General features: G+C 39.7%; 14 protein-coding genes and 2 tRNA genes. 7 read left to right on the top strand and 9 right to left on the bottom strand.

What is annotated here, in order from left to right; translation table 11 throughout:
* Positions 1-162 precede the first annotated feature (162 nt).
* Genes RM549_RS02690 through RM549_RS02700 form a run of 3 tightly spaced genes read left to right on the top strand, consistent with a single transcriptional unit; the run spans position 163 to position 7,754 of the window.
* On the top strand, positions 163-5,160 hold the full coding sequence (locus RM549_RS02690) for a T9SS type B sorting domain-containing protein (RefSeq protein ID WP_311680569.1): 4,998 nt from the start codon (positions 163-165) through the stop codon (positions 5,158-5,160).
* Between the two features lie 23 nt (positions 5,161-5,183).
* On the top strand, positions 5,184-6,119 hold the full coding sequence (locus RM549_RS02695; RefSeq protein ID WP_311680575.1) for a PorP/SprF family type IX secretion system membrane protein: 936 nt from the start codon (positions 5,184-5,186) through the stop codon (positions 6,117-6,119).
* A gap of 12 nt (positions 6,120-6,131) precedes the next feature.
* Entirely contained in the window at positions 6,132-7,754 is a 1,623-nt protein-coding gene (locus RM549_RS02700; protein WP_311680578.1) for an OmpA family protein, read from the top strand.
* A 901-nt stretch (positions 7,755-8,655) separates the two neighbouring features.
* Here the strand turns inward: RM549_RS02700 and RM549_RS02705 are convergent.
* Entirely contained in the window at positions 8,656-9,423 is a 768-nt protein-coding gene (locus RM549_RS02705; protein WP_311680581.1) for an XRE family transcriptional regulator, read from the bottom strand.
* A 156-nt stretch (positions 9,424-9,579) separates the two neighbouring features.
* Between RM549_RS02705 and RM549_RS02710 the strand changes: the two genes are divergently transcribed.
* Positions 9,580-10,056 (top strand): hypothetical protein, encoded by a 477-nt coding sequence (locus RM549_RS02710; protein WP_311680588.1) that lies wholly within the window; start codon positions 9,580-9,582, stop codon positions 10,054-10,056.
* 21 nt (positions 10,057-10,077) lie between these two features.
* Here RM549_RS02710 and RM549_RS02715 read toward each other — a convergent pair whose 3' ends face one another.
* On the bottom strand, positions 10,078-10,620 hold the full coding sequence (locus RM549_RS02715; protein ID WP_311680594.1) for an HD domain-containing protein: 543 nt from the start codon (positions 10,618-10,620) through the stop codon (positions 10,078-10,080).
* 261 nt (positions 10,621-10,881) lie between these two features.
* Here RM549_RS02715 and RM549_RS02720 point away from each other — a divergent pair, with 261 nt between their 5' ends.
* From RM549_RS02720 to RM549_RS02730, 3 genes are all read left to right on the top strand, one after another.
* A complete protein-coding gene (locus RM549_RS02720; RefSeq protein ID WP_311680611.1) occupies positions 10,882-12,039 on the top strand; it encodes a zinc-dependent alcohol dehydrogenase in 1,158 nt (385 codons plus the stop codon).
* Between the two features lie 40 nt (positions 12,040-12,079).
* Positions 12,080-12,607: a hypothetical protein gene (locus RM549_RS02725; protein WP_311680615.1), complete on the top strand. Its 528-nt coding sequence runs from the start codon at positions 12,080-12,082 to the stop codon at positions 12,605-12,607.
* A gap of 208 nt (positions 12,608-12,815) precedes the next feature.
* A complete protein-coding gene (locus RM549_RS02730; protein WP_311680618.1) occupies positions 12,816-13,664 on the top strand; it encodes a universal stress protein in 849 nt (282 codons plus the stop codon).
* Between the two features lie 211 nt (positions 13,665-13,875).
* Here the strand turns inward: RM549_RS02730 and RM549_RS02735 are convergent, their stop codons facing one another.
* From RM549_RS02735 to RM549_RS02765, 7 genes are all read right to left on the bottom strand, one after another.
* Positions 13,876-15,738, bottom strand: coding sequence for a T9SS type B sorting domain-containing protein (locus tag RM549_RS02735; RefSeq protein WP_311680620.1), 1,863 nt, complete (start codon positions 15,736-15,738; stop codon positions 13,876-13,878).
* 204 nt (positions 15,739-15,942) lie between these two features.
* Positions 15,943-16,027: transfer RNA gene (locus RM549_RS02740), tRNA-Leu, on the bottom strand.
* A gap of 18 nt (positions 16,028-16,045) precedes the next feature.
* A tRNA-Gly gene (locus RM549_RS02745) sits at positions 16,046-16,118 on the bottom strand.
* A gap of 207 nt (positions 16,119-16,325) precedes the next feature.
* Positions 16,326-18,947 carry a DNA mismatch repair protein MutS gene (mutS, locus tag RM549_RS02750; RefSeq protein WP_311680624.1) on the bottom strand — a complete coding sequence of 874 codons (2,622 nt, stop codon included), beginning with the start codon at positions 18,945-18,947 and terminating at the stop codon, positions 16,326-16,328.
* A 141-nt stretch (positions 18,948-19,088) separates the two neighbouring features.
* Positions 19,089-20,345, bottom strand: a complete 1,257-nt coding sequence (locus RM549_RS02755; protein WP_311680625.1) for an ATP-binding cassette domain-containing protein — start codon at positions 20,343-20,345, stop codon at positions 19,089-19,091.
* Position 20,346: 1 nt separating this feature from the next.
* A complete protein-coding gene (locus RM549_RS02760; protein WP_311680629.1) occupies positions 20,347-21,282 on the bottom strand; it encodes an alpha/beta hydrolase in 936 nt (311 codons plus the stop codon).
* A 96-nt stretch (positions 21,283-21,378) separates the two neighbouring features.
* Positions 21,379-21,789, bottom strand: a complete 411-nt coding sequence (locus RM549_RS02765) for a hypothetical protein (RefSeq protein ID WP_311680632.1) — start codon at positions 21,787-21,789, stop codon at positions 21,379-21,381.
* Positions 21,790-21,801 lie beyond the last annotated feature (12 nt).

Genomic DNA, 21,801 nt, shown 5'->3' on the forward strand with positions numbered 1-21,801 from the left:
TTTGTTATACAAAATCGTACGATAAAAACTGTCTCAAATATTAATATTTGTTAAACCCGCGACAATTTCATTCCATATTGTTAAAAATTATTCCAATATTTGTGCTTAATTAAAAAGTCATTTTAAACCTTAAACCAATAGTTGAATTTTAACACCTAGCCTATGCAAAATTTTACATTAGGTAAAAAAGGGAAAGTATTTTCCATTTTTACCTTTCTTTTATTAATGGGAATATTCCCCTCTTTTGGACAGACGGGAAATTGCCCGGCAGTAAGTGATGAAGAGCAGTCCTTCTGTTATTTATCCACTGTTTCAGATCTTGAAGCCACAGCCGCAAGTGGAACTACCCTAAGATGGTATCGTACTGCTACTTCTACCAATCCTATTCCCGGTAATGAACTTTTAAGGGAGGAGACTTATTTCGCTGGTAATGCAGACGGAACTTGTAATGGAAGTAGACCTTCTGTGACAGTTAGTATTGATGATATCGGCGCACCGGAACCTAGTTTTGGAGTAGTCTTTTCTCCATGCATGTACAGCATGGAAGGAGCAAACACGGTTCAGGAACTTATCGATTTAGTAAATCCAACTAACGACGGAACAAACATTGAAGTTTACACTGAAGAATTTAGTGGAGCCCCACTTAATGAAAACGAGAATCTTTCTCCAGGGGAAAGTTATTTCGTTGGACAAAGAAGTCAGGACGGTTGTCCTTCTTCCAGAGTAGCTGTTCGCTATGACCCTATAGCCGTTGGGCCGCCAACAGGCGTAAGAGAACAAATTTTCTGTGAAGGAGCTACCGTTGCAGATCTTCAGGCCTCGGGAATAAACAGGTGGTATAGTACAGAGGATTCCAATCCTCCATTAGATGAGGACACACCTCTTATAGATGGCGAATTGTATTATGCCACACAAATAATAAACCGCGTAAACTCACCAGAGCCTCCGTGTGAAAGTATGCTGAGATTTGAAGTTGAAGTAACTATCCAAAGTGCAGGTGATGATAGTACTGACAATGTTCTTTGTATTTCTGAAGCAGATACTCAGCTAAATACAGTTGAAAATGCACGTACATATTTTGAAAGTCTTCTGGAAGATGAAGTTCCTCCAGGTGGAAGTTTCTCTCCTTCTCTTCAAAGTATAGTTGATAGCTATGATGGTTCTGCCGATTATTTTGAAACCACCTATACAGCTACTTTTGAAGGTGGGTGTGAAGATGAAGTTGTACTGGGAGTGAATGTTGAAGATCCAAATGCTGGTGATGATATTGATCTGGTATTTTGTACAGCAGAAATTTTCGAAATTGTACAACTAGCACTACAAGATCAAGATGCGGCGATAGCAATCCTAGCTGAAAGAATCGGAGATGATGTAGATTTGGACGGTGAATTTTCCAATCCAACATTGCAGGAAATTGCTTTTCAATTCCTTCAATCTCCACCGAGCTTTCCTGTTACAATCGAAACAACCTACACCGTTGGAGCAGGCACTGAATGTCAAGACTCTGCTGAAATCTCATTAACTATAGAAGAAGCCGGACCAGCAATGGCCGGAGAATTTACTGTTCCAGATACTTGTATAGATGGTGAGATCATAAATCTTACTGAGTTAATTGATCCTCTAACAACCACTCCTGGTGGAACATTTACAGGTGAAGGCGTTACTACCAACGAGGATGGGGATTTTGTTTTCAATCCTTCTTTAGCTGGTGCAGATACGTTTACCATCACCTACTCTATCAGTGCTGAAGATTCACCTTGTATTACTGAAGGAGCATCTTCTGAATTTACAATTACCGTAGATGAAGAGGCTTCGCAAGCTGAAGTTGGTCCAATTGCAAATCAGGAAACTTGTGTGGATGGTGATACTATCAACCTTGCCACCTTATTAAATGCTGACAACACAACCCTTGGCGGAACTTTCTCCGGAACTGGGATAAGTAATGGAATTTTTGACCCATCAACAGCTGGGGCAGGAGAATTCACTATTACCTATGATGTTAACGGTGACGATCTAGAATGTGTAATTGGTGATGCAACAGGAACTTTTACAATCAATGTAGATGAAGAGGCTTCGCAAGCTGAAGTTGGTCCAATTGCAAATCAGGAAACTTGTGTGGATGGTGATACTATCAACCTTGCCACCTTATTAAATGCTGACAACACAACCCTTGGCGGAACTTTCTCCGGAACTGGGGTAAGTAATGGAATTTTTGACCCATCAACAGCTGGGGCAGGAGAATTCACTATTACCTATGATGTTAACGGTGACGATTTAGAATGTGTAATTGGTGATGCAACAGGAACTTTTACAATCAATGTAGATGAAGAGGCTTCGCAAGCTGAAGTTGGTCCAATTGCAAATCAGGAAACTTGTGTGGATGGTGATACTATCAACCTTGCCACCTTATTAAATGCTGACAACACAACCCTTGGCGGAACTTTCTCCGGAACTGGGGTAAGTAATGGAATTTTTGACCCATCAACAGCTGGGGCAGGAGAATTCACTATTACCTATGATGTTAACGGTGACGATTTAGAATGTGTAATTGGTGATGCAACAGGAACTTTTACAATCAATGTAGATGAAGAGGCTTCGCAAGCTGAAGTTGGTCCAATTGCAAATCAGGAAACTTGTGTGGATGGTGATACTATCAACCTTGCCACCTTATTAAATGCTGACAACACAACCCTTGGCGGAACTTTCTCCGGAACTGGGGTAAGTAATGGAATTTTTGACCCATCAACAGCTGGGGCAGGAGAATTCACTATTACCTATGATGTTAACGGTGACGATTTAGAATGTGTAATTGGTGATGCAACAGGAACTTTTACAATCAATGTAGATGAAGAGGCTTCGCAAGCTGAAGTTGGTCCAATTGCAAATCAGGAAACTTGTGTGGATGGTGATACTATCAACCTTGCCACCTTATTAAATGCTGACAACACAACCCTTGGCGGAACTTTCTCCGGAACTGGGGTAAGTAATGGAATTTTTGACCCATCAACAGCTGGGGCAGGAGAATTCACTATTACCTATGATGTTAACGGTGAGGAATTAGAATGTGTGACTGGTACAGCTTCTACAACTTTTGAAATAGAAGTTAATGAAGGTTCAACCACAGTTGCAACAATCGAACGTAATTTCTGTATAGCTGAAGTTCCTGAACTAATCGAGAATCCTGAAGATGCTGTTTCATTATTTAATGATTTATTGGAGGAACAGGGAACTGAAGATTTAACTGGTGTATTTACACCAAATATAGAAGTAGTAGCGGCACAAATTGCTGCTTATCTTGCTAATCCAGAAACTCCTTATCAGGTTTTTGAAACAACTTACACTGTTTCTAACGGAGGTTGTGAATCTTCTACTAACATAGAAGTTACAATCATAGATGAAATTGCTGCCGAGTTAACTGAAGTTGATAATCCTGCACCAATATGTCAGAACGCAGGTATTCAGGATTTAACCGATTTTATTGGTGAAAATCCAGCTTTTGGAGTATTTGAAGGATATGAGGATGGAACATTTAATCCTGGAACAATGGGACCAGGTGAATATGAAATTACTTATTCTTTAGATGAAGAAGATATCTCCTGTGTTACAGGTTCTGCCTCTATCACTTTTACAGTAACGGTACAGGATGCTGCTTATGCAGGATTGGACAATACATTTACTGTTTGTCAAAACGCAGGTATTCAGAACCTTTTCTCCAGATTAGATGCTGACACTGTAGATATGGATGGAGAATGGACATACAACGGAGTTCTTGTTGAAGATGGAATTATAAATCCTTCAGAATTTGAGCCGGACGCTTATGAATTTATATATACAGTTCCGGCAGAAAATGAATGTGGTAATGACACTTCAACACTTCTGTTAACTGTAAGAGGTGTTCCTAATGCAGGATCTAATCCAGATGAACTGACAGTGTGCCAAAACGAAGGAGTTCAGGATCTATTCAGCCTTCTTGATCCTGAAGCAAATATGAATGGAAGATTCACCATTAATGGTAATACAATTCTTAATGGAATGATGGATCCAGCTCTATATGAACCAGATACTTATCTTGTGACTTACATCGTAAGTACAGGTGATGGAAATTGTTCAGATTCTGCAATTTTTACCGTAATTGTTTTAGAATCGGCTAACGCTGGTGCAGACATGGAAATATTTGCCTGTACTAACGAAGGCACTCAAAACCTCTTTGAAGAATTATCTGCAGATGCAGATATGGATGGTACTTTCACTTTAGGTGACGATACTATTGCCGATGGACTTTTTGATCCTGCCACTTATGGTGAAGGTTCTTATGAGGTGATGTACTCAGTAGATTCTGATAACGAACTTTGCGGAATAAGTACTTCTACTATGACTGTAAATGTTACAGTGGCTCCAGATGCACCAACAGTAACAGATCTTACGTTCTGTGCCATAGAAGGTGCAACTGTTGCAGATCTTGGGGTGACCGGAGAAAACATTACTTACTACTCAAACGTGGAGCTAACGGCAGAATTAGAGCCTACAGATTTACTTGTAGAACAGCCTTACTATGTTACAGATGTTAGTTCAGAAGGAGGATGTGTATCTGAGGCGGCTATTATTATGGTTACTATTAACGACGCTCCTGCTCCAACTATAGATCAGACTCAGCTTGAATTATGTGAGCTAGACAATAACACCATACTTGATTTGAATGAGGCTATTAACGAGCCTGGTGATATCAGATGGTATGCTTCTGAAGATGGTGCTGATGCTCTAAGTGTTAATACTCCATTGGAAAACGGCGTTACTTATTATGCGGCTTTATATGATAGTACTGTAGAATGTGAAAGTTCACAAAGACTTGAATATACTGTACAGCTGGAAGATTGTCCATTGGTATTCCCTGAGGGAATTTCACCAAACGACGATGGAAGAAATGACAGGTTTACTGTTATTAATATTGCAGAAAAATATCCTAATTATAACCTTGAGATATTTAACAGGTGGGGTAACACAATTTATGAAGGAAATGCCAACACTCCAGACTGGGATGGTACATCTACTGAATCAGGTCTTGGTGATGATGTTTTGCCTGTGGGTGTTTACTTCTACATCGTGAATTTCAATGATGGATCTACACCTCCAAGACAAGGAAAAATATACTTAAGCAGATAATCAAGGATAAACACTAGATAGAAATGAAAAAAATAACAAAATATTTAATATTCGCAGGCATTATCCTTTTTTCTCTGAAGGGTATGTCTCAACAAGATCCGCTCTTTACTCAATACATGTATAACATGAGTGTAATTAACCCGGCTTATGCTACCGATGATCCCGGTATGCTTAATATGGGAGGGATCTACAGATCTCAATGGGTAGGAATTGACGGTGCACCAAGCACCGCCAATTTCTTCGCTCACACTCCCGTAAGCGAGAGGATTGAACTAGGATTAACAGTTGTTCACGATGAAGTTGGTGACTGGATAAAGGAAAATAACATAACTGCAGATTTCGCTTATGTTCTTCCTGCCGGAGAAACCAGCAAATTATCCTTTGGGGTTAAAGCAGGTTTGACAACTTTTGACACAAATACTTCAGGAATAATTGTCAATGACCCTGATGATCCTGCATTTGAAAACATAAATGAGGTTTTTCCTGTTTTTGGAGTTGGAGCATTCTGGTTTGGTGATAACTATTACTTAGGTTTATCTGCCCCAAACCTTTTTACCTCTAAACATCTGGAAAACGAACAAGAGCTTACGGCTTTTGGAGAAGAAAACATACACTACTTCCTTACAGGGGGGTATGTCTTTGACCTGAACCAGAATTTAAAACTGAAACCTGCTTTTATGGCCAGAGGGGTTGAAGGTGCACCGTTATCTGTTGATGTTACTGCAAATGTCCTTTTATACGAGCGTTTGGAAGCAGGGATAGGTTACAGGTTTGACGAATCTGTTACCGGCCTGGTTAACTTTAAAATCACACCACAACTTCGTGTAGGTTATGCGTATGATTATACCACTTCCAACCTAGGTAACTACAACGACGGTACTCACGAGATCATGTTATTATTTGATTTTGATCTATTCGGGCTTACCAAAGGATACGATAAATCACCGAGATTCTTCTAAAAACAGCATAACATGAAAAATATATATAAAACTATTTTATTAACACTAATAAGCATTTCTGCTTTCGGACAAAAATCCGAAATTAAGAAAGCCGATAAACTTTTTGTGCAACGTGCATACGTTGATGCGGCCTCTGCTTATGAAGATGTTTCTGATAAAAATCAGGAAGTACTTCAAAACCTTGGAGATTCCTATTTTTACACTAACCAAATGCAAAATGCAGCTGAAGTTTACAGACTGCTATTTCTAAGGCATGAGGAAAATGTCGCTCCAGAATACGAATTCAGGTATGCTCACTCCCTTCGCGCAACCGGAGAGAACGATGAGGCAGATGAATATTTTGCTTCCTATTATGATAGGGATATAGCTTTCGAAGATTTTCAGGAGAGTATTATAGATTCCACTAATCTTTTTCTTTACGAAACAGAGCAGTTGGCCACAGGCAACACTGCGTCTTCAGATTTTGGTATTTCATATTTTGGTGATGACAAAATTACATTCGCCTCTACCCGAAATACCGAACGTCCCATTTATCCCTGGAATAAAAAACCAGCTTTGGACCTTTATTCAGGTGACATCTCAGACGAAGGAGAAATTACTAATGTTGTGCTTTTTTCTGATGCTATTAATACAGATGAGCACGAGAGTTCTGCAATTTTTTCTCAGGATGGGCAAACTGTATATTTCGACAGAACAAATGAGAAAAGAGTAAAGGATACCAGTGGAGTAAAAGTAGGGCATATTAGTATTTACAGATCAGAAATGGTAGATGGAGCATGGTCAGAACCAGTAAAACTACCTTTTAGCAGTGAAGAATATTCTGTAGAGCATCCCGCTTTAAGTCCTGATGGTTCCACACTTTTCTTTGCAAGTGACATGCCAGGAGGACAAGGATCTTTCGATCTTTACAAAGTAGCTATAAACGAAGATGGCACTTATGGAAATCCTGAAAATCTAGGCCCTGGTATTAACACAGAGCATAGAGAACAGTTTCCTTTTGTTAGCGAAAACAATACCCTTTATTTTGCTTCAGATGGACATTTAGGTTTTGGGAATCTGGATGTTTACAAATCTGAAGGTGATTATACCGAAGCAGAAAACCTGGGGGAATCACTTAACAGTGCTTATGATGATTTTGCTTTTATTATTAAAGAAGGTGAGAAAAAAGGTTTTTTGGCTTCTAACCGAAGTGGAAATGATAACATCTACTCCTTCGAAAGAACCAGATATGTCAAGAAAACTGTTGAAATCCAAATTCCTCACGAGGACAGGATTTACTTTGAATTTGACAAATCCAATATTACTCCAGAATATCAGGAAGTACTGGATCAAATCATCGATATTCTTAAGAGCAGTGAAGCAACCGAAATTCAAATCGCTTCTCACGCCGATGCAAGAGGTACAGATGAGTACAACATGGATCTTTCACAAAGAAGAGCTGAGTCAACTAAAAATTATTTAGTAGAACATGGTATAGCTGCAAGTGACATTTCTACCAGAGGTTATGGAGAGTCACAACCGGTAAACGATTGTACAGAACCTACAGGTTGTACAGAAGCAGAGTATGCTCAAAACCGAAGAAGCGTTATCACCTTCTCCACTATGGAAGAAGTTGTTGAAGAAGAGACTGAGTAATTTTCAAAAATCTAATATGGGTTAACCACCATATTAGAGAAAAAATTAACCAACCAATTAATTAAGAAGAGCCCCGGATTCGGGGCTTTTTTATACCCATTATTTAGATCACAGAAAAAGATTAAATGGATATCGGAATTTTCAAACTGTTACTAAAAGTACAGGAGAAAAAGACAAACAGAAGTAGCTCTAATCAATAATTCAGAAACAACTACTGTAGATTGATAATTGGCATTTTAACGTATCCATCATTTTCACTTAGGCTGAGATAACACAACAGAACCGGGGAACTTCCTTACGGTTCTGATCAAAATGAAAATAATTTCTTCTGATTAAAAGGAATGAAAAGCCATACAAAAGCTGAAAATTGTCATTCCTGAGCCTCTGCCTATATATAACCAGACACTATTCCTCCAGGAGATACTAAAAAGCAGTTAAAAAAGGATTTAGAGAGGTCCGACTACAACAAGTTAAGCAGTACAAATGATTTCATCTTTCAACCACTACTACTCCCTGTTATTTTAATACTATTGGAAATGAAAATAGGCACACGGAGTGAGGAGTTAAGAAACTATAGTCGATAATTGCCATTTTTTGGTATTCACTGCTTTAAATAAAAGCCACATTCAAAATATAAAATTAAAGCTGCTTTCTGTTTTGCGGAAGAACACAGGTGAAGAAGCTACATATTACTGTAGATCAATAATTATCATTCTCAGTCACTCCTCATTTACAAGAAATAGTCTTCAGCTGAAATACTGCTGCCAATCCCCACTCTTCAAATAGTAAGAAGATTTTATAATAATCAGCAATCTGTCATTAAGTAAAATGTTTCTGTGCGTTCAGAAAAATGAATTAAAAGTCTATTGCCGAAAATGGCAATTTTTGGCATTCTAGTAGGTTACTTCCTGAAAGATTTCAGTTCCTTCTTGAGCTCTTCCATAGATTGCTGTAATTGCTGAAAAAGTCCGCTTTCAGAAGGATTATCAAGATTAAAAGTAAGTTTACTGTTTACCTGCCAAAGTTCCTGGATGTCATTCATCTTAACTTCTATCGGCAGATATTCTTCATTTAAGGAGATTAACAACATTTTGGAAGGATCAGGTAATTTCTGCAGTTTTTTCACCAGTACAGAGTCATAGAGCACCACAACATAAATTTTGTTGTTACTGGCTTCATCTATACCACTCATTGCTTTCCCCATCACCCACTCCCCGGGACGGTAATTAGGCAACATACTATCCCCTTCTATCTGAAATCCACGATAAGTGGCATTTCTAAACTCAGGTAAAGGAATATCGAATGCCGGCAACTGATTGTACCATTCCACATCCTGCACGTTGTGCGGATAACCGGCAGCAGCCTTTTGGCTTACCATCAAAATATTCTCGTTATCTGCACTGTTCACTGTAATAACCTTTGGACTAACATCGCCTTTACTAATCTGAAGGTACTTTTGCCCGCTATCGCCAAAAAGCCAAAGCGGATTAATCCCGAATTGCCGCAAAAGCTCGGCTACTACTTTTCCGGATAGTTTTGTCCTACCGCGCTCAATGTCGGCTGTAGAATTCTTAATTCCGAGAAGCTCAGCAAATTCTGACTGAGTGAAGTTGTTTTCTTCCCTTACTTCCTTAAAGTGCTTAATTTCAATTGTTGCAGGTGTTCCCATAATAATGCTAATTTAGGAAATAATCCAATACAATTCCTTATGCAGTGGAAATTTTCCCATTTATTAATTTCTTCTATTTATTTTTAATTGAATTTGGAAACGCTTAACTTTTAATCCGAATAAAAAAGAAGCTAAATTTGAATAAATGATTGATTAATGAAAAAGGCCGAGACCATACTTTTTACTTTGTTTAGCGTATTTCTAATGTTGTCCTGTGACACCGATATGGATGATATGGATAACAACTTCATTTTACTTGATCTAGAAGGTAATGAAGATCTCAATTTCACAAATCCTGCTTTCACAGTAAACCTGTATGGCGAAAATGATACGATAGCAAATGCTGCTTCAGTTTTGTTAGCCAGCCAGAACTTTGAAGCAGAAGATCTTCCTTTCGAAGTTAGATTGGAAATTCCTCAAGATCCTTATGCTCCCATTCCCGATTTAGAAAATAGTAACAATGCTCGTTTTTACATAGAAATACAATGGGATTCTGATAATAACGGACAGCTGTGCCAGGGCGATATTGATCTTGATTACAGCATTCAAAATGTAGAGCTTATCAACATAAACCGCCGTGATCCACAGGATGTTATGCTAACTACTGTTCCGGAAACCGTACCCTGTGAATGATCCTGCAAATTTTACTAAAACTCAGCTGTAAAGCGAATCTTTTTCACCTTTCAGTAAATACTTGGCGCGTTGTACTTCATAACAAGCCCGCATCATCAATTTAAAATCGCCACCCTGCAGCGCTTCTGTTAAAGCCTCCATTTCGGGAATATAACGACGGGCAAAATTGCAGTCATTTTTAATGATGTCCCGCGTATTATCTATAACATCGGCAAGTTTGATGGTTTTCGCAGCCGCACTCATTTTTGTTTGCCGTTCTACTTCTTTTTGTTTGCGATTCCGGCGATTAAGGTGCTGATATTTTTCTTTTACATACTCATCTGTAAGCTCATGCACCAGTTCTGCAATCTCCCTCCCAAAATTTCGCTCAATATCTTCTAGGGATACAGTGGTGTCCTCTACTACATCATGCAAGTAAGCTGCGCAAATCATTTCTTTCGTATGAGGAACTGTTGCTACGGTCTTCGCTACGCGTTTAGGATGTTCTATGTAAAGCTCTCCTGTATACTTTCGTTGCTGGTCACCATGTGCTTTCCGGGCAAATTCCAGTGCTTCTTCCTCCATAGCTGTTTTTTTTAAAATTACTGGATATTAAAATTTATTGCAAGTAAGGGAACTATGTTAACCGCAATTTATATTGAGAATACCCTTTTCCCGAAATAATTTCTTCGGAAGAAATCTGCTTTCGGAATTTAAAGTAACGTTAAATACTTTTCTTCAGAATATACTTTTTGTAATTTAATTGAGAATCAAAGATAAACCAATCCTAATCTTTGCCTTAGGTAAGCTGAAAAAAGAAAAATTACAGACTAAAACTGAAGAATTATGTTAGCAATGAACTTTCGCGGACCCTTTAGAGTCCGTGCCGATTACGACCAACCCTACCCTGAAATTGAACATCCCGGAGACGCAATTGTAAAAGTCCTCCGCTCCTGTATATGTGGATCTGATCTCCACCTTTACCACGGCATTGTTCCGGATACGCGAATAGGTTCCACCTTTGGCCATGAATTTGTTGGAGAAGTTGTGGAAACAGGATCCTCTGTAGAAAAACTAAAAGTTGGGGATAAAGTAATGGTCCCCTTTAACATTGCCTGCGGAAAATGTGCTTTTTGCAAGCAGGAGCTCTATGGAAATTGCCATGAGGCAAATCCCCAGGCCACTGCAGCAGGCGGGATTTTTGGATATTCCCACACTACCGGCGGATATAATGGCGGACAGGCAGAATACGTGAGGGTCCCTTACGCCGATGTTGGTCCTACGGTTATTCCAGATTGGATGGATCCTGATGATGCTGTATTATTAACAGATGTTGTTCCAACCGGATACCAGGCCGCAGAAATGGGTGGAATACAGGAAGGTGACACGGTGGTTGTTTTTGGTGCAGGACCAATAGGAATTATGGCCGCCAAATGTGCGTGGCTTTTTGGTGCGGGCAGGGTAATTGTTATCGACCAGCTGGATTACCGTCTGGAATTTGCTGAAGAATATGCGCAGTGTGAAGTTTATAATTTTAAAATGCTTGAGGACCCTGTAGTTTTTATTAAACAACAAACCGATTCGCTGGGTGCCGATGTTTGTATAGACGCAGTTGGTTGTGAAGCCGCAGGAGATACGATGAACACGCTTTTGGGAAGAAAACTACTCCTGCAGGGTGGATCCACTACTGCACTACATTGGGCAATAAATTCGGTTAAAAAAGGAGGTATTGTTTCTATTGTGGGAGTTTACGGGCCAATAAACGCACTTGTTCCTATTGGAAACGTATTAAATAAAGGAATCACGATACGCGCCAACCAGGCTTCAGTAAAACGATTACTACCAAAATTAACAGAGCACGTAAAAAACGGAATTCTTAATCCAAAGGCTATGATTACGCATAGGATTCCGTTGGAAGATGTTGCAGAAGGTTACCACATATTTTCAAGAAAGCTGGACAACTGTATAAAACCTGTTCTTATTCCACCCGCAGGTGGAAGCTAACGAGAGTAAGAGCCGAAAAAACTAATTTAAAATTTTGATTATGACTACAGATGAAACCAAGCCTGAAGATTTTGTAAATAAAAGAGGCGGAGATCACAGCCATATAAAAGGATGGGGAATAGATATTGATCCAAAGAACGATCCTACTTACCCTATAAAAAAGCGTACCGATGAAGAAATACGCGGCTATACCTGGGAAAGACCAGAACAGCAACCTGTAAATATTGAAGTACTGCATTCTGTGGAAAGACCAAACATAACAGCGGTCTTTGGAACCTCCAAACCACCACGGGGCCTTAGCGGTATGATTAGAAGGCAGGCCTTTAAAAAAAGTGAAAGTAGCTACGGCCGCTGGTTGCCATTGGTGTTGGCAGATCGTATAGATATGGTAGAAGGTGTTTTGGAAGATCTTAGCCACGGACACATTCCCAATATTTTTGCCGAAAGGGGATGGAATGCAGAATGGAAGTATAACAGAAAAAGTTTTGTTCTTAAAGCTGCCACAGCTGCTGCTATCACTTCTGCGGCGTTTTTACTGCTTTCGAGCAACAGCAAGAGCAAGAAGTAATATCAAATAAATTTAGACTAAAGGCTGTAGTCCGTAAGAGACTTCAGCCTTTTTATTTTTAAAATTAGAATAGAGACGGAAATTTTCTTATAAAATTCAATTAAATAACTTTCGAATACATGATTTACATCATCTTTAATACGGAGTTCATCTATTACCTTTAATAAGAAAATTAAAAGCAGTAAATATTAACCTTTATACTGTTATCATGAAAAATATTCTTTTTGCCACCGACTTTTCCAGAGAGGCCTATTGTGCTCTGTATTATGCCACCGAATTATTTAAAGACGAAGAATGTAAATTCTTCATATCGAATTTCTTTGGAGACAGAAGAGATACTTCCATTTATAATATTGTCAATGAGGAAGATCATACATTGCTTTCGCGACTAAAAACGCAATCTTTACAAGGATGCAAAGAGGTTATGCATAAGATAGTTAGAGACTCCAGTGCAAAGACTCATCATTTCGAAACCTTTACCTCAGATCAAACTCTTGTTAACGCAATTCCCGCTGTAGTTTTAAAAAAGAATATAGACCTGGTAGTAATGGGAACCCGTGGACATTCCGGAATTATAGATAATTTTTTAGGAAGCAATACCAGTGATGTAATCGAAAAATCTATTTCCTGTCCGTTGCTTGTAGTTCCAAAGGAGAGGGATTACATTGCTCCAGAGAAGCTGGCTTTTGCTACAGAATTCCGGAAACCATATTCTGCTGACGTCTTACGCCCGTTTACAGAACTTGCAAAATCTTTTAACTCCAGTATCTACATCATATATATTGGAGAGGAAGAGGAATTAAGTAAAAAACAAATCGAAAACCGCAACAACTTAAAAAAGCTTCTGAAAGGCATAGAAACACATCTTATCTATTTATCTTCTGATGAAGAAATCTCAAAAACAATTTCAGATTATATAAAGAACAAAGGAATCCACCTTCTGTCAATGGTCTATTACAAACATCAGTTTTTTGATACTATATTCAGGGAACCAGTAGTAAAAAAAATTGATCATCATCTGGCCTTTCCTTTTTTAATATTGCCGGAGAAAAACTGATTTCAAGATAATGTAATTAATTCTACGCATTAGAAGTACCAAAAATCCAATCCCAAAGAGTATATATTTTGGAGTATTTCTTTTACTGCTATAGCATTTATTAATAGAATAAACAGAATATGAGATTAAGATCCTAACAATTTGTGCTGTGGCAAATATTTTAAACTGTTAGCAGTACTAATAATTTGTACAGATCTCTGCACCCAACCTGCTAACGAATCAAACTGAAATTTCCTTTTTTAGTTCCGTAACCTTCTAGGATTATTTCAAACCAGTAATCATCGGCAGGTAAATTGTGACTATTAAAGCTGCCATCCCAGCTGAAGTTTTCTCCTTTTCCTGTTTTAAGGAGTTTTCCGTAACGATCGAAAATACTGATTTGGGAAGTCGAAAAATAGTTTAGCCCCTGAATTTCGAAATAATCATTATTACCATCTCCGTTCGGGGTTATAAACATCGGAGGAAATTCCTGAGTAACGGTATTACATTTTGCACGATCCCTCATGTAAATAATATAAACCCCGCCACTTAATTCGAATTTGTTTGAAATCTGAAAGTTATTTCCGTCAATGGAATACTCAAACTCACCGTCACCATCAGGCTCAATAATTAATTTATTTCCTTCAGAGTAAACATCTTCTATAACAGCTTCCTCTACTTGTTCTATTTGAAAATTCTTCTCTGCAGAACAGCCTTCTTCAGAAACAATAGTCACCATGTAATTACCAGGGCTGGTAACCTCAATCTGTCTGGAATTCTCACCGGAGCTCCAAAAATATTCAGCCGCAGCTACTCCTGCATCCAGTTGTAGCTGTGAGTCTGCACAAAACTGTATCACTTCATCCTGAACTTCAGGAGCGTCAAAAATTTTCAATTCTACTGCAGTACGGTCACTACCAGAGCAATTGTATCCATTTTTTACCGCTTCGGCGTAAAAAATTCCTTCCCTTTCTGGTATAAAGATAGAAGTATTTTCTGCCAGGATTTCATTTCCGTTTTCTGAAGCGTACCAGTTCACACTTTCATCTTCTTCTGCCTGTACATTGAGAGCAGGTATTACTTCGTTGCTACAGGAAATTTGATTTCCTTCACTTTGCGGCGCTGCAGGTTTTTCAATTATATTTATATTAAACGCTTCTGAGGCCGAACTACAGAGGTTACTCTGCACATTCACCTCATCTTCAGCTACCTTCACCCGGTAATGACGGGAGGAATTTAATTGCGGGGTGGTAAATTTACCAGCGGTTGCTCCGGGAATATCCTGCCATTCCTCATTACCCGTTCTTTCCTGCCATTGAAATGCATGGGTTTCATATACTGCAAAATCAGGTCTTGCAGTTAGGTCGAAACTTATCGGTGCCTCAGATTGGCAAATATCGACAACAGATTCTTCGGATACAGCACTGGTAATTTCCGTAAAATCGCCACAGGACCTGAAAATAATATCATCGATAGCAACATCATTTCCGCAGCCACCTTCGCCGTTGTTATACATTCGCAGAATAACAGTATTTTGTCCCGGCTCACTCTGAAAGGTAAGTGCATATTCTTCCCATTGAGGTGAAAAAGAAGAACGGATTTCACCGGTACTGCCTGATCCTAGTAATTGAGAATCTGTTTCATCCCATATTTCAAATTTCACATTGATAGGAATACCACCATTAGGACAAAGAGGATGGGCAGCGTCATATAAATTCATTAAAAATGCCGAAAATTCATAGGAAGTATTTTCACATAAACCTGAAATTTCAGTTTCATAAAAGAGTCCGGGACTATACCCCGCATCAACTAGAAGAAATCTCCCCCCTGAAGGAGTAACTTGAGGAATTTCTGAAAACCACCATCGCGTGGAAGCCGGTGCATGTTCCCAGATAGTATAATCCCCCGGCATAGGAGGTCCCGATACATAATTATAATCTGTAGTTCCTGTTGGAAGTGCCGGACCCGTGCCACTATCCGTTTCAAAGTCTTCATGAAAAATAGCATCACCTTTGCTACCTTCACAGAATGACAATTGAGCAGAAAGGTTCTGAATAAAGAAAACAAAAACAAGAGAGAAATAAACAATTTTCATTCTTCTCAAATATAAACAGATTAGGAATGAAATTAGCTATTAACCTTTGCGACATTTAAATTTTATAATTCATACTCCGCGATAGAACTGCAATGCTTTGCAGAAATGAAGTAGATATTTTTCCAAAAAAAGGGAAATTACGAAGGAAGTAAGACTATTAAAACAAAAAAGCCTTGAAAATCAAATGATTAACAAGGCTTTAAGTACTCGGGACGGGACTTGAACCCGTACGGACGCATTGTCCATTGGATTTTAAGTCCAACGTGTCTACCAATTCCACCACCCGAGCGTGGAAATGTGAAAAAAGAGCGAAAAACGGGATTCGAACCCGCGACCTCCACCTTGGCAAGGTGGCGCTCTACCAACTGAGCTATTTTCGCATTTTGTTTTAAGAACTTACCACATTTTGTTGTGGCTGCAAGTGTTAATTGCGGATGCAAATTTAATACAATTCCAATAATAGCAAAGAACTTTTTATAAAAATGACAAAAAAAGTTAAGCTCCAAATTTGCCAATTTTCATGCTTGAGATAACCGCCTTATGCTCAACAGATTGTTTTTAATTGATTTCTAACCATTGTCAACTCTTCAGGCTTTGGTTTTCTGTTTGCTACTCAGCATCCTTTTTATCTCAGCCAGTTTCATTAAAGCCTCAACGGGCGTAAGGGTATCGATATCTATATGCAACAGTTCCTCCTTCAGCTCTTCCAGTAACGGGTCGTCCAGATTGAAGAAACTCAGTTGCATTTCATCTTCCGCAGATTTCTTCAGAATTTCCCCGGAATCTTCCATAGAATGAGATTTCTCCAGTTTCTTCAGGATTTTGTTTGCCCGGTGCAATACCTGCTGTGGCATTCCGGCCATTTTGGCTACATGAATCCCAAAACTGTGCTCACTGCCTCCCGGCACCAGTTTCCGAAGAAAAAGCACATTGTCCTTTAGCTCCTTTACCGAAACATTAAAGTTCTTGATTCGGGTAAACGTATCGCACATCTCATTCAGTTCATGGTAATGTGTAGCGAACAGCGTTTTAGGTCGTGCAGGATGTTCGTGCAGATACTCACTAATCGCCCAGGCAATGGAAATTCCGTCGTAGGTACTGGTTCCGCGGCCAATTTCATCCAAAAGCACCAGGCTACGTTTGGAAATATTATTCAGGATATTGGCCGTTTCATTCATCTCCACCATAAAAGTAGATTCGCCCATAGAAATATTGTCGCTGGCTCCCACTCTGGTGAAAATCTTGTCTACGAGTCCGATATTTGCAGCTTTTGCAGGCACAAAACTGCCCATTTGTGCCATCAGAACGATGAGTGCCGTCTGTCGCAAAATAGCCGACTTACCACTCATGTTGGGCCCGGTGATCATAATAATCTGTTGATTCTCCCTGTCCAGCTGCACATTATTTGTTACATAATTCTCACCGACTGGCAGCTGCTTTTCAATTACAGGATGCCGGCCTTCCTGGATGTCCAGCTCATATTCGTCTTCAATTACCGGCCTGCAATACTGCTCTACCTTTGCCTGCTGGGCGAAAGAGCATAAACAATCCAGATGTGCCACCAGCTGCGCGTTTTGCTGTACCGGCTGAATATATTCGCTCATCCACAGCACCAGCTTTCCAAAAAGTTCCTGCTCCAACTGAAGGATTTTTTCTTCGGCACCAAGAATTTTTGCTTCGTATTCCTTTAGCTCTTCGGTAATATATCTTTCAGCATTTACCAGCGTTTGCTTGCGCACCCAGCCTTCCGGCACTTTATCTTTATGACTATTCCTGACTTCAATATAATAACCAAACACGTTGTTGCTGCCAATTTTCAGCGAAGTAATGCCCGTAGCTTTGGTTTCGCGCTCCAGCATATTGTTCAGATAATCCTTGCCCGAAAATGCCAAATTTCGCAGTTCATCCAGTTCTTTGGAAAAACCTTCAGCAATAACATTTCCTTTCTGAACATTTACCGGCGCGTTTTCCGCAAGGCTTTCTTTAATTTTTGACCGCAGCAAATCACAGCTCTGCAGGTTATCACCAATAATTTTCAGCGCCTCATTATCACAGTCGGTCGCAAGTTTTTTAATCGGAATTACAGCATCGAGAGAATGTTTTAACTGGTTTACTTCCCGTGGCGAAACTTTTCCTGTAGCCACTTTGGAAATCAATCTTTCCAGATCGCTGATCTCCTTAATATGCTGCTGAACTTCAGCTAAAACTGAAGTATTCTTAATAAGAAACTCCACCACTTCATGACGTTTCCTGATCTTTTCGGCATTTTTAAGCGGCAGGGCCAGCCAACGCTTCAGCAGCCTTCCTCCCATTGGAGAAATTGTTTTGTCTATCACATCCAGCAAAGTCACCGCGTTCATGGCGTTGGAATGATATAATTCCAGGTTCCTGATGGTAAAACGATCCATCCACACGTATTCTTCTTCAGCAATACGGCTAATGGCGGTGATATGCTGAAGTTTATGATGCTGGGTTTCGGCTAAATAATGTAAAATGGCTCCGGCAGAAATTACTCCTTCTTCCAGATGTTCCACTCCAAAACCTTTTAAAGATTTGGTCTGAAAGTGGGAATTCAAAGTTTCTGTAGCGAAATCCTGTTTAAAAAGCCAGTCCTCCATATAGAAACAGTGGTAATCTTCACCAAATTCCTTCGCAAAATCTTTTCTGACTTTCTTCTGAATAAGCACCTCACTCGGCCCAAAATTCTGAAGCAATTTATCTATATATTCTGAAGTGCCCTGGGCGGTAAGAAATTCCCCGGTGGAAACATCCAGAAAGGAAATCCCAATATTCTTTTTTCCGAAGTGGATGGCACAGAGAAAATTATTGGATTTACTGCTCAATACCTCATCGCTTAGCGCCACGCCGGGAGTCACCAATTCTGTCACTCCGCGTTTCACTATTTTTTTGGTCAATTTAGGATCTTCCAGCTGGTCGCAAATCGCCACCCGCTGCCCTGCTTTTACCAGTTTAGGCAAATAGGTATTGAGGGAATGATGAGGAAAACCGGCAAGTTCTGTCCGCTCTCCGCCATTGTTACGGTTGGTAAGGACGATGTTTAGAATCCGTGCGGCTTTTACCGCGTCTTCGCCAAAAGTCTCGTAAAAATCCCCTACGCGAAACAACAACAAAGCATCAGGATATTTTGCCTTAATGGCATTATACTGCTTCATTAATGGGGTAACTTGCTGTGCTTTTTTGGCTGCCAAATTCGGGAAATTTTAATTTCAGCTAAAATAAAGAATCGCAGGATTGATTAGAAAAGAATGCTTTGGAAGTTATTTAATTTTATTCACAGTTGCCGACCAGTTATTTTAAATGATGAATTTCTGTGAACGGCGAACTACAGACTAAGAGCTAACAGAAACTTTTCCAACAGAGCCATTTTCTGAAGGAATCAGCTTAAATTCAAATTCCGGTTTTAGACCTTTTTCTTTTCGGTGGGAAACATAAACCACCGCGGTTTCCGTTTCGGCTGAAATAATATTGATAAGATTGGTGATTTTAAGAGCACTTTTATCGTCTAAAGCCGAAGTTGGTTCATCCAGAATAAGCAACGGCGGATGTTTGATCATAGCCCTTGCGATAAGCAGCATACGTTGTTGCAACAACGGTAAATCTACAAACACTTTTTTTTCCTGATGCTCCAACTGAAGCGTTTTTAGCCACTCCTTTGCCAATGCTATTTCTTTAAAACTAGGTTTTTGGTAAAGGCCGATACTGTCCAGCAGCCCCGAAACCACCATTTCCAGCACTGTATTTCTCCTGTTGAACAATTCGGTTAATGCCGGGGAGAAATAGCCGATTTTCTTCTTGATTTCCCAAACACTTTCCCCGCTGCCCTTTTTATTTCCGAATAAATAGACGTTTTCACCATAAGCTTTAGGGTTATCTCCGTAGATCATGCTCAAAATGGTGGTTTTTCCTGAGCCGTTTGGGCCAGTGAGTTTCCAGAATTGGCCTTTTTTGACCTCCCAGCTGATATTTGCCAAAATTGGACGCTCTTCATAACTAATGGAAACATTTTCCAGTTTCACCAGCACTTCAGGAACATTTTCAAATTGTGAAAGTGCTCCCGGAATTCCATTTATCTTCTGAAATGTTTCTTCGGAAGGTTTTTCAACTAAGAATTCATCCAATATTATCGTTTTTTGCACTTTTCCGCCTTCTACAATCAGAATTTCATCTATAAATGGTAAAATATCCTCTTTCCGCTTAAAAACCTGAATGATTTGTACAGTTTCTGATACTTTTTCGAGTCTGAACTTCAATTCTGCGACCGATTCCTTATCCAAATTATCAAACGGACTATCAAGAATGAGAAATCCTGGGTTTTGCTTCAACAGAAAATTAAGCAACGCCTTACGCTTTTCTCCGCTGGAGAACGTGCGCAAAGACCGACCTTCAGAAATGGCAATTTTCGACCTCCCGTGTTTGTAATCTTCCTCAATAAACTTATCCAGAACAGCTTCAGAAAAAACCGCTCCGTTCCCGGACTTTAATTTGGGCAGAATTGCTTCGGCGTCTCCACTTAACAATTTCTGAAACCATTTTTGGTTCCCTGAATTCTCCCCGCCATAAAGAGCGTAATGCTTTAAATGCCTCATCTTACCTATTCTCTACATTTTCTTCATTTAAAGCCTGCAACCAATCGGCCAGCCTGTCTGTCCAGGAAGACAAATAACCTTTTCCGAGGCCAAAAGAAAATCCGTGGCCGCCTTCAGGATAAATATGCATCTCCACCGGAATATTCTTTGCTTTTAAAGCTTCGTAAAATCTCAAACTGTTCTCCACCGGCACCGATTCATCATCTGTAGCGTGAAGCAAAAATGTTGGCGGCGTATTGGGTTTTACCTGTAATTCGTTTGAAAAATTTTCAACCAATTCTTCCGACGGATTCTCACCGAGCAACGCGTTTTTAGAGCCCTGGTGCGTAAACTTTGGATCCATAGTAATTACCGGATAAATAAGTGCCATAAAATCTGGACGTGCACTCAAGGTATCTACGGAATCTTTCTCAAAAGAATCTTCGTGATTAAAATGAGTTCCCAAAGTTGAAGCCAGATGCCCGCCAGCCGAAAAGCCCATAATTCCGACTTTATTTCGATCGACATTCCAATCCTGCGCATGGGCACGTACCAGCCTCACTGCCCTTTGCACGTCCTGCAAAGGAGCTTCGTGTCCAATTTTAACCGATTTTGAGCCGGGCAGCCTGTATTTTAGAACAATCCCGGCAATGCCTTTGGAATTTAGCCATTTCGCAAAATCTATCCCTTCCCAGTCGTAAGCCAGGCCGGCATATCCGCCGCCGGGAGCAATGACCACAGCCTGCCCTGTCGCAGTTTGCTTTGCAGGCAAATACACCGCAATATTTGGCTCTTGAACCTTCGTAACCCAGTTAAAGCCGTCTTTTTCAGATTTTTCCTTTTCTTCAGACTTCTGACTGTTAGGTATATTATTCGGCCATAAAGGAAGTGTTACATCTTGCGCCATAACAGAGGTTGTTGCTGAAATTAGGATTAAGAAGGGAATATATTTTTTCATAGTTGTCTGTTGTTTGTTCTTTGTCAAGTTTCACAATCTCAAATAAAGAAGGTCCTATTATTGTCTTAACTTTCAAACTTTAAACTCTTTTGGGGCTTAAAGATTTTCCGAAAGTGTCCAGATAAAAAGTAAAGACCAGAGACCGGTTCTCCACCAATTTTTGGAAACAAGATTATTTGTAATTCTTTCGCATGATTTTCCAGGCCCAATAGCATTATGCAATGGCACAAAAATCAGGAAAGTTAGTAGCCAGATAATTATAATCAAAATAATACTGCCCGCGGTATAAATATCTATTCGATTTAAAAATTGAACAGCCGAAACCAGCACCTGGACGATCATTAAAGGTGCTACAATCACTGCAATGCGCTTTGTGTAAATCTTATGCCAGCTATTTAAATCTTCAGTTTTGTAGTGGCACATCCCTGGATACACTACCAACTGCACCATCCAGATGAGCACTAAGATCGCAAAATCTACCAGTAGCCTTATCAGGTCAATATTCATTAACTTTCATCT

The organism is Autumnicola patrickiae, from assembly GCF_031846525.1.
Lineage (GTDB): Bacteria > Bacteroidota > Bacteroidia > Flavobacteriales > Flavobacteriaceae > Autumnicola > Autumnicola patrickiae.